The sequence below is a fragment of the Anaerococcus sp. NML200574 genome, assembly GCF_026131665.1.
GTDB classification, from domain to species: Bacteria; Bacillota; Clostridia; order Tissierellales; family Peptoniphilaceae; genus Anaerococcus; species Anaerococcus kampingae.
On sequence record NZ_JAMXSM010000002.1, the window covers coordinates 147,289 to 160,573 of the forward strand.

The 13,285-nt window shown below is 32.2% G+C and carries 15 protein-coding genes and 1 tRNA gene; 12 read left to right on the plus strand and 4 right to left on the minus strand.

Translation table 11 applies throughout. The features are described from left to right. Position 1: 1 nt before the first annotated feature. The 11 genes from trxB (at position 2) to NH286_RS01735 (ending at position 10,075) form a co-directional block, all read left to right on the plus strand. Positions 2 to 928: a thioredoxin-disulfide reductase gene (trxB, locus tag NH286_RS01685; protein ID WP_265236387.1), complete on the plus strand. Its 927-nt coding sequence runs from the start codon at positions 2 to 4 to the stop codon at positions 926 to 928. A 65-nt stretch (positions 929 to 993) separates the two neighbouring features. Further along, a complete protein-coding gene (gap, locus tag NH286_RS01690; protein WP_106460309.1) occupies positions 994 to 2,001 on the plus strand; it encodes a type I glyceraldehyde-3-phosphate dehydrogenase in 1,008 nt (335 codons plus the stop codon). A gap of 49 nt (positions 2,002 to 2,050) precedes the next feature. After that, complete coding sequence (locus NH286_RS01695; protein ID WP_265213892.1) at positions 2,051 to 3,247, plus strand: phosphoglycerate kinase; 1,197 nt, start codon at positions 2,051 to 2,053, stop codon at positions 3,245 to 3,247. A gap of 10 nt (positions 3,248 to 3,257) precedes the next feature. Beyond that, positions 3,258 to 4,010 (plus strand): triose-phosphate isomerase, encoded by a 753-nt coding sequence (gene tpiA / locus NH286_RS01700; RefSeq protein ID WP_265236389.1) that lies wholly within the window; start codon positions 3,258 to 3,260, stop codon positions 4,008 to 4,010. A 42-nt stretch (positions 4,011 to 4,052) separates the two neighbouring features. Further along, the gene (gene eno / locus NH286_RS01705; protein ID WP_265213896.1) at positions 4,053 to 5,345 is read left to right on the plus strand and encodes a phosphopyruvate hydratase; all 1,293 of its coding nucleotides are present in this window, start codon (positions 4,053 to 4,055) and stop codon (positions 5,343 to 5,345) included. 106 nt (positions 5,346 to 5,451) lie between these two features. After that, a complete protein-coding gene (gene secG / locus NH286_RS01710; RefSeq protein ID WP_106460305.1) occupies positions 5,452 to 5,679 on the plus strand; it encodes a preprotein translocase subunit SecG in 228 nt (75 codons plus the stop codon). Positions 5,680 to 5,730: 51 nt separating this feature from the next. Further along, a complete protein-coding gene (gene rnr / locus NH286_RS01715; RefSeq protein ID WP_265236391.1) occupies positions 5,731 to 7,848 on the plus strand; it encodes a ribonuclease R in 2,118 nt (705 codons plus the stop codon). After that, positions 7,829 to 8,272: an SsrA-binding protein SmpB gene (gene smpB / locus NH286_RS01720; RefSeq protein ID WP_265236393.1), complete on the plus strand. Its 444-nt coding sequence runs from the start codon at positions 7,829 to 7,831 to the stop codon at positions 8,270 to 8,272. The genes rnr and smpB overlap by 20 nt, the downstream gene beginning before the upstream one ends. Positions 8,273 to 8,279: 7 nt before the next feature. Beyond that, entirely contained in the window at positions 8,280 to 8,714 is a 435-nt protein-coding gene (locus NH286_RS01725; RefSeq protein ID WP_265236395.1) for a GNAT family N-acetyltransferase, read from the plus strand. A gap of 139 nt (positions 8,715 to 8,853) precedes the next feature. After that, the gene (locus NH286_RS01730) at positions 8,854 to 9,783 is read left to right on the plus strand and encodes a serine hydrolase domain-containing protein (RefSeq protein WP_265236397.1); all 930 of its coding nucleotides are present in this window, start codon (positions 8,854 to 8,856) and stop codon (positions 9,781 to 9,783) included. Further along, positions 9,773 to 10,075: a DUF4298 domain-containing protein gene (locus tag NH286_RS01735; RefSeq protein ID WP_106460300.1), complete on the plus strand. Its 303-nt coding sequence runs from the start codon at positions 9,773 to 9,775 to the stop codon at positions 10,073 to 10,075. The genes NH286_RS01730 and NH286_RS01735 overlap by 11 nt, the downstream gene beginning before the upstream one ends. Before the next feature lie 72 nt (positions 10,076 to 10,147). Here the strand turns inward: NH286_RS01735 and NH286_RS01740 are convergent, their stop codons facing one another. From NH286_RS01740 to NH286_RS01750, 3 genes are all read right to left on the minus strand, one after another. Then, the gene (locus NH286_RS01740; RefSeq protein ID WP_106460299.1) at positions 10,148 to 10,885 is read right to left on the minus strand and encodes an ECF transporter S component; all 738 of its coding nucleotides are present in this window, start codon (positions 10,883 to 10,885) and stop codon (positions 10,148 to 10,150) included. Between the two features lie 127 nt (positions 10,886 to 11,012). Then, positions 11,013 to 11,088: transfer RNA gene (locus NH286_RS01745), tRNA-Lys, on the minus strand. A gap of 49 nt (positions 11,089 to 11,137) precedes the next feature. Next, on the minus strand, positions 11,138 to 12,013 hold the full coding sequence (locus tag NH286_RS01750; RefSeq protein WP_265236429.1) for a C39 family peptidase: 876 nt from the start codon (positions 12,011 to 12,013) through the stop codon (positions 11,138 to 11,140). A gap of 268 nt (positions 12,014 to 12,281) precedes the next feature. Here NH286_RS01750 and NH286_RS01755 point away from each other — a divergent pair, with 268 nt between their 5' ends. Further along, positions 12,282 to 12,782 (plus strand): QueT transporter family protein, encoded by a 501-nt coding sequence (locus tag NH286_RS01755; RefSeq protein ID WP_265236431.1) that lies wholly within the window; start codon positions 12,282 to 12,284, stop codon positions 12,780 to 12,782. Between the two features lie 42 nt (positions 12,783 to 12,824). Here NH286_RS01755 and NH286_RS01760 read toward each other — a convergent pair whose 3' ends face one another. Beyond that, positions 12,825 to 13,238 carry an Asp23/Gls24 family envelope stress response protein gene (locus tag NH286_RS01760; RefSeq protein WP_199792145.1) on the minus strand — a complete coding sequence of 138 codons (414 nt, stop codon included), beginning with the start codon at positions 13,236 to 13,238 and terminating at the stop codon, positions 12,825 to 12,827. Between the last annotated feature and the right edge of the window lie 47 nt (positions 13,239 to 13,285).

The window sequence follows — 13,285 nt, forward strand, 5'->3', positions numbered from 1 at the left end:
TATGTACGATTTAATAATAATAGGTGGAGGTCCAGCTGGACTTACTGCTGGTCTTTATGCAGGTAGAAGTATGCTAAAGACACTAATAATTGAAAAAGATATAGCTGGCGGCCAAATTTCTGGAACAGCTTTTGTAGAAAATTATCCAGGATCAATTGAAGATCCAACAGGAATGGCTCTATCAGAAAGAATGGAAGAACAAGCAAAGGAATATGCTGAGATTGTCTTTGAAAATGTTAAAGAAGTTGAGCTTGAAGGTAAAATAAAAAAAGTAATAACTGATTCTAACACCTATGAGGCAAAGACTATTATAATTTCAACTGGTGCAAGACATAGACACCTTGATGTGCCTGGTGAAGAAGAGTTTGCAAATAGGGGAGTGTCATATTGCGCTACTTGTGATGGACCATTTTACCAAGGTCTTGATATATACGTTATAGGCGGGGGAGATAGTGCCCTAGAAGAGGCAAATTTCCTAACAAAATATGGTAAATCTGTAACAATTGTGCATAGAAGAGATGAATTTAGAGCTAGCGGTGTAGTAATAGAAAATGTTAAGAAAAATCCTAAAATTAAATTTGAATTAAATTCTGTACTAAAGGAAATCCGTGGTTCTAAGGAAGTCGAAGAATTAGTTTTAGAAAATGTTAAAACAAATGAAGAAAAAATCATAAAAGGTGATAATAATTCACCAATTGGGGTATTTATATTTGTAGGTAATGTAGCTTCAACAGAAATATTTGAAGGTAAACTTGATATGGAAAAGGGCTATATTATAACAGATGAAGACATGAAAACCAATATAGAAGGTGTCTTTGCAGTAGGCGATACAAGAAAGAAATCAGTTAGACAGGCAGTGACTGCTGCAAGCGACGGATGTATAGCTGCTGTAATGGCAAATAGATATATTGAAAGCAAAAGCTGGTAAATAATATTGACAAGCAAATAACAAGTCAGTATATTTAATATGTAGAAAGAATTTAGGAGGAAATAATGACAACAAGAGTAGCAATTAACGGATTTGGTAGAATAGGACGTCTTACCTTAAGAAGAATCGCAGAAGTAGAAGACAACATCGAAGTTGTAGCAATCAATGACCTTATTGATAAAGCAGGTCTACTATATGCTTTCAAATATGATACTGCACAAGGCAGATTCAATGGAGAAGCTGAATTAACAGACGAAGGCTTCAAAATCAATGGTAAAGACATCAAAGTTTTTGCAGAAAGAAATCCTGAAGATCTTCCTTGGGGAGAATTAAACGTAGATATCGTACTTGAATGTACAGGATTCTTTACAGAAAAAGAAAAAGCAGAAGCTCACCTTAAAGCCGGAGCTAAGAAAGTTCTTATTTCAGCACCTGGTAAAGGTGATATGAAAACTATCGTTTTTGGTGTAAACCACGACATACTTGATGGATCAGAAACAGTAGTTTCAGGCGCAAGCTGTACAACAAACTGCCTTGCACCAATGGTAAATGTATTAGCTAAAGAATTTGGATTTGTTTCTGGACAAATGTCAACAATCCACGCATATACAGCAACTCAAGCTATCCAAGATACACCAGCTTCTAAAAAAGACCTTAGAGGCGGAAGAGCAGCAGCTCAAAACACAATTCCAGCTTCAACAGGTGCAGCAAAAGCTGTAGGTAAAGTACTTCCTGAAGTAGAAGGTAAAATCGATGGTTCAGCTCTAAGAGTTCCAACAATAACAGGATCTATAACAGAACTTTATTCTGTACTTGAAAAGAAAGTAACAGTTGAAGAAGTAAATGCAGCAATGAAAAAATACGAATCTGATGCATTTGCATATACAGAAGATGATATAGTATCAAGTGATATAGTTGGATACCCAGCAGGATCTGTATTTGACTCACAACTTACAAAAATAGTTGAAGGTGCAAATGGCACACAAGTAGTTAAAACAGTTGCTTGGTATGATAACGAAATGGGATACGTATCTAACCTAGTTAGAACACTTGATTATCTAGCAAATCTTTAAGATTATTAAATAGGCGGGATACAATCTCGCCTTTTTTTCGAGGTGAATAATGAATAAAAAAACAGTAAAAGACTTAGATGTAAAGGGAAAAAAAGTTTTAGTAAGAGTAGACTTCAACGTACCTTTATCAAAAGAAGAAAAGGGCAAGATAGCAGATGATGCTAGGATAAAAGCAGCTATGCCAACTATAGACTACCTATCAGAAAATGGTGCAATAGTTATACTCATGAGCCACTTAGGTAGGCCAAAAGGAGAAGCAAACCCTGAATTCGCATTAAAGCCAGTTGCAGATTACTTAGAAAATGTATATGGCAATCAATTTAAATTTTTACCATCTCCAATAGTAGTTGATGAAAAAGTAAAAGAAGAAGTTAACAAACTCGAAGATGGACAAATTGCCTTACTAGAAAACACTAGATATAGAAAAGAAGAAACAAAAAATGGTGAAGATTTTGCAAAAGAATTAGCTTCACTTGCTGATTTATATGTAAATGACGCCTTTGGTACAAGCCACAGAGCACACGCTTCAAATGTTGGAGTTGCAAACATCCTACCATCAGCTGTAGGCCTTCTAATAGAAAAAGAAATTGACATAATGGGCAAGGCTCTAGAAGCACCAGAACATCCATTTGTATCAATCCTTGGTGGAGCTAAAGTATCAGATAAGATTGGTGTTATAGAAAATCTTATAACAAAAGTTGATACAATCCTAATCGGTGGTGGTATGGCTTACACCTTCCTTAAAGCTCAAGGTAAAGAAATAGGAAAATCACTTCTTGAAGAAGATAAGATGAATCTATCTCTAGAATTAATCAAAAAAGCTGAAGCAAATGGCGTAGAAATCCTACTACCAGTTGATGTTGTAATAGCAGATAAGATAGAAGCAGGCGTAGATACAGAAGTTGTTGATATAGATAATATTCCAGCAGATAAAGAAGCCCTAGATATAGGGCCAAAGACAGCTGAACTATTTGCATCAAAAATTAAAGAAGCAAAGACAGTAGTATGGAACGGACCAATGGGAGTATTTGAAATAAAAGAATTCGCAGATGGTACAAACAAAGTTGCCCAAGCTCTAGCTGAATCAGATGCAATAACAATTGTAGGTGGTGGAGACAGTGCTCTAGCTATAGAGATGGCTGGCCTAAAAGATAAGATTACACACGTATCTACTGGTGGTGGAGCAAGCTTAGAATTCCTAGAAGGTAAAGACCTACCAGGTATAACAGCAATAGAAAACAAATAAGGAGTCTTAAATGCGCAAACCAGTTATAGTAGGAAACTGGAAAATGAATATGACAGTTTGTGAAGCAGAAAAGCTACTTGAAGAAATCAAAAATTTAGACCTAGATGAAAATGTAGAAGCTGGAGTTTGTACACCTGCTATAGATTTAGTAATTGCAAAAGAAAAACTTGCAGGTACTAATGTTGCTTTCGGTGCACAAAATATGTACTACGAAGAAAGTGGTGCATATACTGGAGAAATTTCTCCACTAATGCTTACAGATATCGGAGCAAGATATGTAATCTTAGGTCACTCAGAAAGACGTGAATATTTTAAAGAATGTGATTGCCTAATTAACAAAAAGGTTAAATCTGCTCTCGCTCATGACCTAGTACCAATTCTTTGTTGTGGTGAAACTTTAGAAGAAAGAGAAGCAAATGAACACGAAGCAAAAGTTAAATCTCAGATAGAAAAAGATTTAAAAGATGTTTCAGCTGAAGATATAGAAAAAGTAATCATAGCATATGAACCAATCTGGGCAATAGGAACAGGCAAAACTGCATCTAGTGATGATGCTGATGCAATGTGCGGCTATATTAGAAGCCTAATAGCTGATATGTTTGGAAAAGAAGCTTCTGAAAAAGTAAGAATCCAATATGGTGGATCAGTAAAACCAAATAATGTTGTTGAGCTTATGGCTAAAGAAAATATAGACGGAGCCCTAGTAGGCGGAGCAAGCCTAAAAGCAAGCGACTTTGCTGCTTTAGTAAACTTCACAAAATAGTTTAAATTATTTAAAAATATTATAAATAAAAAGGAGATATTTATGAGTTTAATTACAAGTGTATATGCAAGACAAATCCTTGACTCAAGAGGAAACCCAACTGTAGAAGTTGAAGTAGAAACAGAACTAGGCGGCTTCGGTCGTGCAGCAGTACCATCAGGTGCATCTACAGGTGAATGGGAAGCAGTAGAGCTTAGAGATGGAGATAAAGATTATTATCTTGGAAAATCAGTTCTTAAAGCTGTTGAAAATGTAAATGATAAAATAGCTGATGAACTTGTTGGCATCTATGATGTAACAGATCAAATCGGTATTGATAACAGAATGATCGAACTTGATGGAACAGAAAACAAAGGAAACTTCGGAGCTAACGCAATCCTAGGTGTATCACTAGCAGCAGCAAAAGCAGCAGCAGATGAACTAGGTATGCCACTATATAACTACATCGGTGGAACAAACGCTAAACTTCTTCCAACACCAATGATGAACATCCTTAATGGTGGAGAACACGCTGATAACTCAGTAGATATCCAAGAATTCATGATTTTCCCATTAGGAGCTGAAAGCTTTGCACACGCTCTACAAATGGGTACAGAAGTATTCCACAGCCTTAAATCAGTACTTTCAAGCAAAGGCTACAACACAGCTGTAGGTGATGAAGGTGGATTTGCGCCAAACCTAAAATCAAACGAAGAAGCTCTTGAAATCATCTGTGAAGCAATCAAAAAAGCTGGATATGAACCAGGAAAAGACGTTTATATAGCAATGGACTGTGCTTCATCTGAATTCTACAACAAGGAAGATGGTAAATACCACCTTGACGGAGAAGGAACAGTTAAAACAGAAGATGAAATGATCGACTGGTTAGAAGAACTAGTTAACAAATATCCAATTATCTCAATTGAAGATGGTCTAGATGAAAATGACTGGGAAGGTTGGGCAAAACTTACAGAAAGACTTGGCAAGAAAGTACAACTTGTAGGTGATGACCTATTTGTAACAAATACAAGCAAACTTGAAAAAGGTATAGCTGAAGGCGTTGCAAACTCAATCCTAATCAAAGTTAACCAAATCGGTACCCTAACAGAAACACTAAATGCTATAGAAATGGCAAAAGAAGCTGGTTACACAGCAATAGTTTCTCACAGATCTGGTGAAACAGAAGATGTTACAATAGCTGACCTAGTAGTAGCAGTAAATGCTGGTCAAATCAAAACTGGTGCACCTTCTAGAACAGACAGAGTTGCTAAATACAACCAACTTCTAAGAATTGAAGATGAGCTTTGGGAAGATGCAAGATTTAAAGGTCTTGACGCTCTATACAACTTAAAATAATATTTTTAAAAGACTTGCTTATAAAATGAGCAAGTCTTTTTATAATAAATATTGAAAAAATAGCCCATTTGCGGTATTATAAAAAAGTATGAACGGAGGTGTCTATATGTCTAATTTTCTTGCAGTAATAATGATGATTGCATCTGCAATTGTAATAGTTGCAGTAACACTACAAGATCCTAAAACTGACGGACTAGGAGCATTATCTGGTACACAGACTAATGTTTTTGGTAAAAGTGCACATAAATCAAAAAATGAAATGCTTGACAAAGTTGTAATTTTTGGAGGAGTACTTTTATTTTTAGGAAGTATAGTATTTATAGCATTAAACTAAGAGGGGTCAAAGAAATTTGACTCTTTTTTTATTAAATCCTAAGGAGATTTTATGAATATAAAAGAATTAATCCTAAATTTAGTATATGATGAAGACTATATACCAATGACCTTAAAAGAACTTGAAACCTATCTTAAAGCAGATAAGTATACTAAAAAGGGAATAAAGGACATAGTAGACGAGCTAGAAAAAAATGACAAGATTCGTATATCAAATAAAAAAAGGATAATGCCTTTAACTGAAGAAGAAATAAATCTTAAAGGTACAATCTCACTAGCCTCTGGTGGATATGGATTTTTTATATCCGACAATAAAGACTTTGATGATGTATATATTGCAAAAGATAAACTAAGTGGTGCTCATAATAATGATAAGGTAAAAATCAAAATCCTAAGAGATAAGGAAGATGACAAGAATGCTGAAGGCCAGGTTATAGAAATCTTAGAAAGAGCCAATGAGGAAATTATAGGGACCTATCAGGCCAACAAAGGATTTGGTTTTGTAGTTGCTGATAGGGGATTTTCTGATGATATATATGTAGATCAAAAATTTTCCAAGGGAGCAAAAGATAAGGATAAGGTAGTTGTTGAAATTATTTCCTATCCTAAAAATAACAACCCTGAGGGAAGAATTACAGAAATAATCGGCAGCAAAAATGATAAAAATATTGATGTCTTATCAATAATCAGGCAAAATAAAATTCCTACAGAATTTTCAAAGCAAACAAAAAAAGAAATCTTATATATAGCTGATCAAGTTAGTGAAAATGAACTTAAGGATAGAAAAGATTTGTCTGAGCTTTACACAGTCACAATTGACGGTAGGGATTCTAAAGATTTTGACGATGCTATCTCAATAGAAAAATCTGACGATAATTATGACCTATATGTGCATATAGCAGATGTAAGTCATTATGTAAAAGAAGGTACAGCCCTTGATAAAGATGCCTACGATAGAGGAAATTCTACCTACCTTTATAATATTGTAATTCCAATGCTCCCAGAGAAATTATCAAATGGAATTTGCTCACTCAATCCAGGAGAAGTTAGACTAACACTAACAGCAAGGATGACCATAGATCCTAAAGGCAAGGTTTTAGATTACGAATTTTATAAATCATATATTAAGTCTGATAAGAGGCTAGTTTATGATGATGTAAATAACTTCTTAGAAGGTGATGATGGAGTATATGATGATGATCTATTAAAAGAAAAACTAAAGGACTTTAATAAGCTTCACAAAATCTTAAAAAAATCTAGAGATAAAAGAGGTTCCATAGATTTTAATTTTGAAGAAAGTCAAATAGATGTGTCAGATACAGGCAAGGTTTTAAATATAGAAGCCCTAGATAGGGGTCCAGGCAATAAGATGATAGAAGAGTTCATGCTTATAGCAAATGAAACTGTCGCCACACTTTTTGCATACATGGATTTTCCATTTATATACAGGATTCACGAAAAACCTGCTGATGAAAAGATAGAAGCATTTAAAAAGGCCCTTAATGCAATGGGCTATAATATCAGAGGCTCAGAACTTCATCCAAAAGACTTTCAAAATATCCTAAAAGAAGTAGAAGGTAAAAAAGAAGAGCAAATCGTCAATATTTTGATGCTAAGGACCATGAAAAAAGCTAAGTATGCAAACTATAACGACATACACTTTGGACTATCTACGAGCTTTTACACCCACTTTACAGCCCCTATTAGGAGATACCCTGACCTAATAGTCCACAGACTATTAAAGGCTTATATAGAAAACAAACTTATTGGTAAAAATCAAGTATCATTAACAAATAGGTTAGAAGATGCTGCAGACCACCTTTCCATAACAGAAAGAAGAAGTGAGCAAACTGAAAGAGAGGTAGAAGATTTCTATAAATGTAAATACATGAAAAAATATATTGGAGAAATATTTACAGGTAGAATATCTTCAATTACAGAATTCGGTATGTTCATAGAGCTTGAAAATACAGTTGAAGGTCTATTTATGTACAAGTTTTCTGATGATAGATACGAATATATAGAAGATAGCCTACAAACTTTTAATGTCGATACTAAAAAATATTACCAAATAGGTCAAGAAGTAAGGGTAATGGTGACTAATGTAGACCTATACAAGAAAGATATAGATTTTTATTTGGAGGAAAGAGATGAAACTTTTAGCCAATAATAAGAAGGCTTACCACGATTATTTTATAGAAGAAAAATACGAAGCAGGACTGGCCCTAATAGGTAGTGAAGTAAAATCCATAAAGGCTGGTAAGGTATCAATTAAAGAATCATTTATTTCCGACAAGAAAGGCGAAATGTTCGTATATGGAATGCACGTTACCCCTTATAGCCAAGCAACAGATCAAAATATAGATCCAACACGAACTAGGAAACTACTCCTTCATAAAAAGGAAATAAATAAGCTCATAGGCAAGAAAACCATGACAGGCTATACAATAGTACCCCTTAGAGTTTATGAGCGTGACGGGCTAATTAAGCTTGAAATAGGCCTTGCTAAAGGTAAGAAATTATATGATAAAAGAGATAGCTTGAAGAAGAAAGAAGATAAGAGAAAAATCGAAAGAGCTCTTAAAAATTATTAGTAAGCTTATGAATTATATAAGTATGACTGAAAAAGATTTGGATATAATTACAAGTCTTTATGTTAAATATTATAACGAAAATGAAGATGGATATTGGACTTATGAAAAAGCCTATAAGAGGATTAGGCAAGTTTTCCTAACCCCCGATTCTCTTTGCCTTATACAAAATAATGGAAATGAGTATACAGGTTTTTTAATGGGATATATAAAAGAATATGACGACTTAAAATCATATATGCTAGAAGAAATAGTTATCTTTAAAGAATTTCAAAATAATGGGCTTGGAAAATTGTTTATAAAAAAATTAGAAGAACAATTATTATATAAAAATGTTAGCCTTATAGAATTACTCTCTATAAATGATAAAAAACACGATAAGTTTTATGGCGACCTAGAATTTAAAAATTCTTCTAATTTAAGAATTATGAGTAAGTTTATATAAATAATTCCTCTTCTTAGTTAATCTAAAAAGAGGAATTTTCTTATATAAACAAATCATTAAAATACAACATTTTAATATTATCATATGAACTAATCTTTATTTCTTAAGGTAGACTTGTATAGTAAAATTGAGGGTGGATATGATTGATAAATTACTAAATATTAAAAAAAACAATATTGATTCTTTGATAATATATTCAATGGAAAGGGGGATTTTATATAAAGATGCTAGTGATGATCTTATAAATATAAGATCTATAGCAAAATTTGTAACAAGCCTTTCTTGTGGGATACTGATTGATAAATCGAATGGGAATTTTAATGAAGATACTTTAATATATGATATTTTAAAAGATAAGATAAGAATTTTTAATACAAAAAATATAGAAAAACTTAAGAAAATTAGGGTAAGAGATTGTTTAACCCACACCATGGGCTATAGGGATATAATTTTAATGAGTAAAGATATAGCTGAACTTAATAAGAATAATCTCCTTGATTATGCCTTATCATATCCCATATATTTTAATCCTGGTCAAAAATTTTTGTATTCCAATGCTGGTTATTATGTCCTAGCTGCTGCTATGCAAGAATACCTAGGCTATGACTTATACACTTTTATCGATGAAAATATCTTTAACAAAATTGATATAAAAATTCCAAGATGGGACTATTATGGAAAGTACTTGGCAGGAGCTACTAAGCTATATCTATCTGCTGATGATATGCTTAAATTAGGGAAAATAATAATTAATGATGGATATTACAGGAACCAAAAAATAGTATCAAATTCTTGGATAGAAAAGATGCAGGCAAATTTATATAAATCAAACAAAGATTATGAAAGTACAAATTTATTATCAGATGACTATTATGGCTATAGCCTTTGGACTGGAAAGGATAATATAAAATATGCCAGCGGAACTGGTGGACAATACATTATTTTTCTAAAAGATTTGGGTATAATAATAATAAGTACAAATAAAAGCAATGTAAACAAGGCATATCTAATTAAGAATGAATTAGATGAAATAATTAAAAATTTGAAAGAGGAAGAAAATGGACTATAAACACATTGAAAAATACACTCAAACTTATGAAAACTATAAAGAGCTCTTAGGAAAGATTAACGAAATCCTAGATCAGCTTGATAAGGATAGGGAAGATTTTGATAAACTGGTAGAATATTATTATAGCGAGCAGTTTAAAAAAGATTTTGATGACTCAAATGAAGGCAAGATTGACCCATCAATAAATCAAGGAATATTGACAGAAGATGCTATATATGACCTTATGGGGGATGATTATTATCTTGCCTTAAGATTTTTAGACTTAGCTAACAGGATGATCCAACAAAAATAACTTATTATTATAATATTTTCCAAATTAAAAATGCACACTCCCAAATCTTGGGAGTGTGCATTTTTAATTTTCTTACTTTCTTCTCTTTGATAAAGATGTTACAACAGCACTTGCTATTAAGATTGCAACTATAGCTTCTGGAATAGCATTGGTTATGAAGGCTGAGAATATAGCATTCATAGCTAAATCTGGGCTGATTCCAATAGCTTCTGCATATGATTTAGCATAGATGAGATATATCAAACCCAAAACAAGTCCAGAATTTGTCAAAGTTCCCATAAAAGATGATACAGCAATAGCAAAATTAGCTTTTTTATTCTTCACAGATAAATAAAGCATAACTATTGCAAGAATTAAAAATACTAATGAGAATATCTTATTTACAAGCTTAACATCTCCAACAAAAGATTTAAGAGTCACTACCGCTAAAACTATGGCAACAACTGACCAAAAAACATTCATAAAGAGTCTTAATTTTGAGTTATCCTTATTTTTTAAAGCCCTATAAACAAGTCCTGTAACTACACCAATTAAAATCCTTGGTATGATAGATATTAGTGGATTGTAAAATACAAATGATATAGGACCTGGTCTTGTAATAGCATTAAAAATACTAAATAAACCAAAAATTAATCCAACCAGGCCTCCAACCAAAGGACCCTCCAAAATACCAGCTATTATTACAGGTATATGTAAGGTTGTAACGGTAAGGACTCCTAGGGGTAGAAATCCTAGCGGTGTAAGACCGAGCATTATTACAATAGCTCCTAAAATTCCAACACTAGTTAGGTTTCTTGTATCAAATTTCATATATTCCTCCTGGAAATAAATATTTTATGATATTATACGTCTTTTTGAAAATTGTAAAGGAAAAATTTAAAATTTTATTGATTTGATAAAGGTAATAAAAAAAGAGGAGTAAATACTCCTCAAAATTTGGTGCACCATCAGAGACTCGAACTCTGGACACCCTGATTAAGAGTCAGGTGCTCTACCAACTGAGCTAATGGTGCTCGCTAACTACCTTTATAGTATAACACCATTTATAGCTTTTGTCAAATTTTATTTTGAAATTTCCCAAATTTTTACAATTTGATTAGAAATCTGGTCGAAATCCCACTCTATAACTGAGTTTTTGACACTATTTGGATCATTTATTATAAATTTATCACCCTTTACAGAATCTATAACCAAAATATGACCATAGAGTGTAAAATATCCTTTTTTAACTGATACAATAAGAGGACCATTTTTTAAAGCCTCAATCATTTTTTTCTTATCTAGAGCAATATCTTTTACTTTCAAATTATATTTTTTCGCCTCATGCTCTATAAAAGCCCAATCCATTCCTCCATCATTCATAAATTTAGCGGCATCTTTGGCTACTTCTTTTGGATATATTAGTTTATTTTCAAATCTAGATAAGACCATAGCCACAGAAGTAGGACCACATCCTGATATACCAATGTTTGTAGGGTAGAGGCTATCATATGCCCATCTATTGTCCCATTGTAAAAAATATGGGGTTTCCCTTTTAAGATTAACAGATTCTCCTTCATAAAATTCAAAATCTTTTATATCGTGGTTCATATTATAAATAAATTCTATGGTGTCTGGATCATTTCCGGTAAGATAGGCATCAACATTATTTAGATTGTAAAAATTATTATATATCCATTCTGCTTTTTTATCTTTTTTAGCTTCGGCTTCTACGTTTTTAATGATATCTTCTTTTACATCAGATTTTAATTTTGGTTTTATTTCATATTTAAAATCTAGTAAACTTTTAGTATTAAAGGTATTACTTGCCAAAGATTTTAAATCTTCAATTATTTTTACACTTTCTTCATCAATAAATCCTTTTAAGTCACTATCTGATTCTTTATGACATGCACTTAAAACAATTGCTGATAGAAGTATTATACATAGCTTTTTCATACCTCTATTTTACTAGATTTTGATTAAGTCTTCAATATGATAAAATATAAAACTAAATGTAAAAGGGTAGATTTATTTTTATAACATTTTAAATATTGTCATATCTATTATTTATTTCTATATAATGGATTTTTATATAAAAATATCGATTGATTAATTATAATGTGAATATCTCTTTTTATATTTCTTGAAAAAACCTTATTTTATGTTATAATAAACAAGTAATGTTTCTTGGCACCCATTATAAAAAAATCAAGGAGATGAAAAAATGAATGAGAAATATTTTAGTTTTACTGACACTAACTTTTTAGTGAAATCAGCAGTAGTAGCGGCCCTTTATGCAGTGCTTACAATCTTTATGCCTGTGGCATCTTATGGACCTATCCAATTTAGATTTAGTGAAATTTTGGTTTTATTAGTATTATATAACAAGAGATTTATCCCAGGTCTACTTTTAGGATGTGCCCTTGCTAACTTTATGAGCCCAATGGCTGCATTTGATGTAATATTTGGTACTCTTGCATCTTTCATAGCTTTTAAACTAATGGAGAAAGCTAATAATTTATTTATAGCTTCCTTATTCCCAGTGCTTTTAATGATCGTTCCTGCACTTGGTACCTGGTTTATTCTTGCTAATAACGAAGCCCTACTTGTAATGATTTTCCAATTTATGCTTAGTGAATTTGTCATGGTATCAATCATTGGTGTAGGAATATTTAAAATTCTTGAAAAAAACCAAGGATTCATGTCATATATAAATAATTTTTAATTTTAAAAGGGACTGCTGGGCAGTCCCTTTTTAGTTCAATATTTATCTTTCTTCTTTTTTATCTTGATTTTTTTTAGCAAATTCTTCTTTAGTTAAAACATCAACTATATCAACTTTTACAGCTGCGACTTTTATACCTGTAAGTTCATATATTTCTTGCTTGATTAAAGAGTCTATTTCTTTAAAAACTAGCGCTGCTTTTTTTCCGTACTCTAATATTAATGAAGCTTCAACAATGCATTGTCTTTCTTCTTGATTAATAGAGATTCCAGATGTAGATTCTTCTTCCTTGTTAGTAAAACTTGATGTAATTGAGTTTAATAGTCCACCTTGAAGGTCTAATACACCATCTACCTTGTCTACAACTTTCTTTGTGATTTTTGCAAGAACCTTATCTGATACTGTATATTCACTAATTTCATCTTGAAATGGTTGATTCATGTTATTTTCTGTCATATATATCTCCTTTATCTTTATACTATAAAGATACCCAGCTAGTAAAT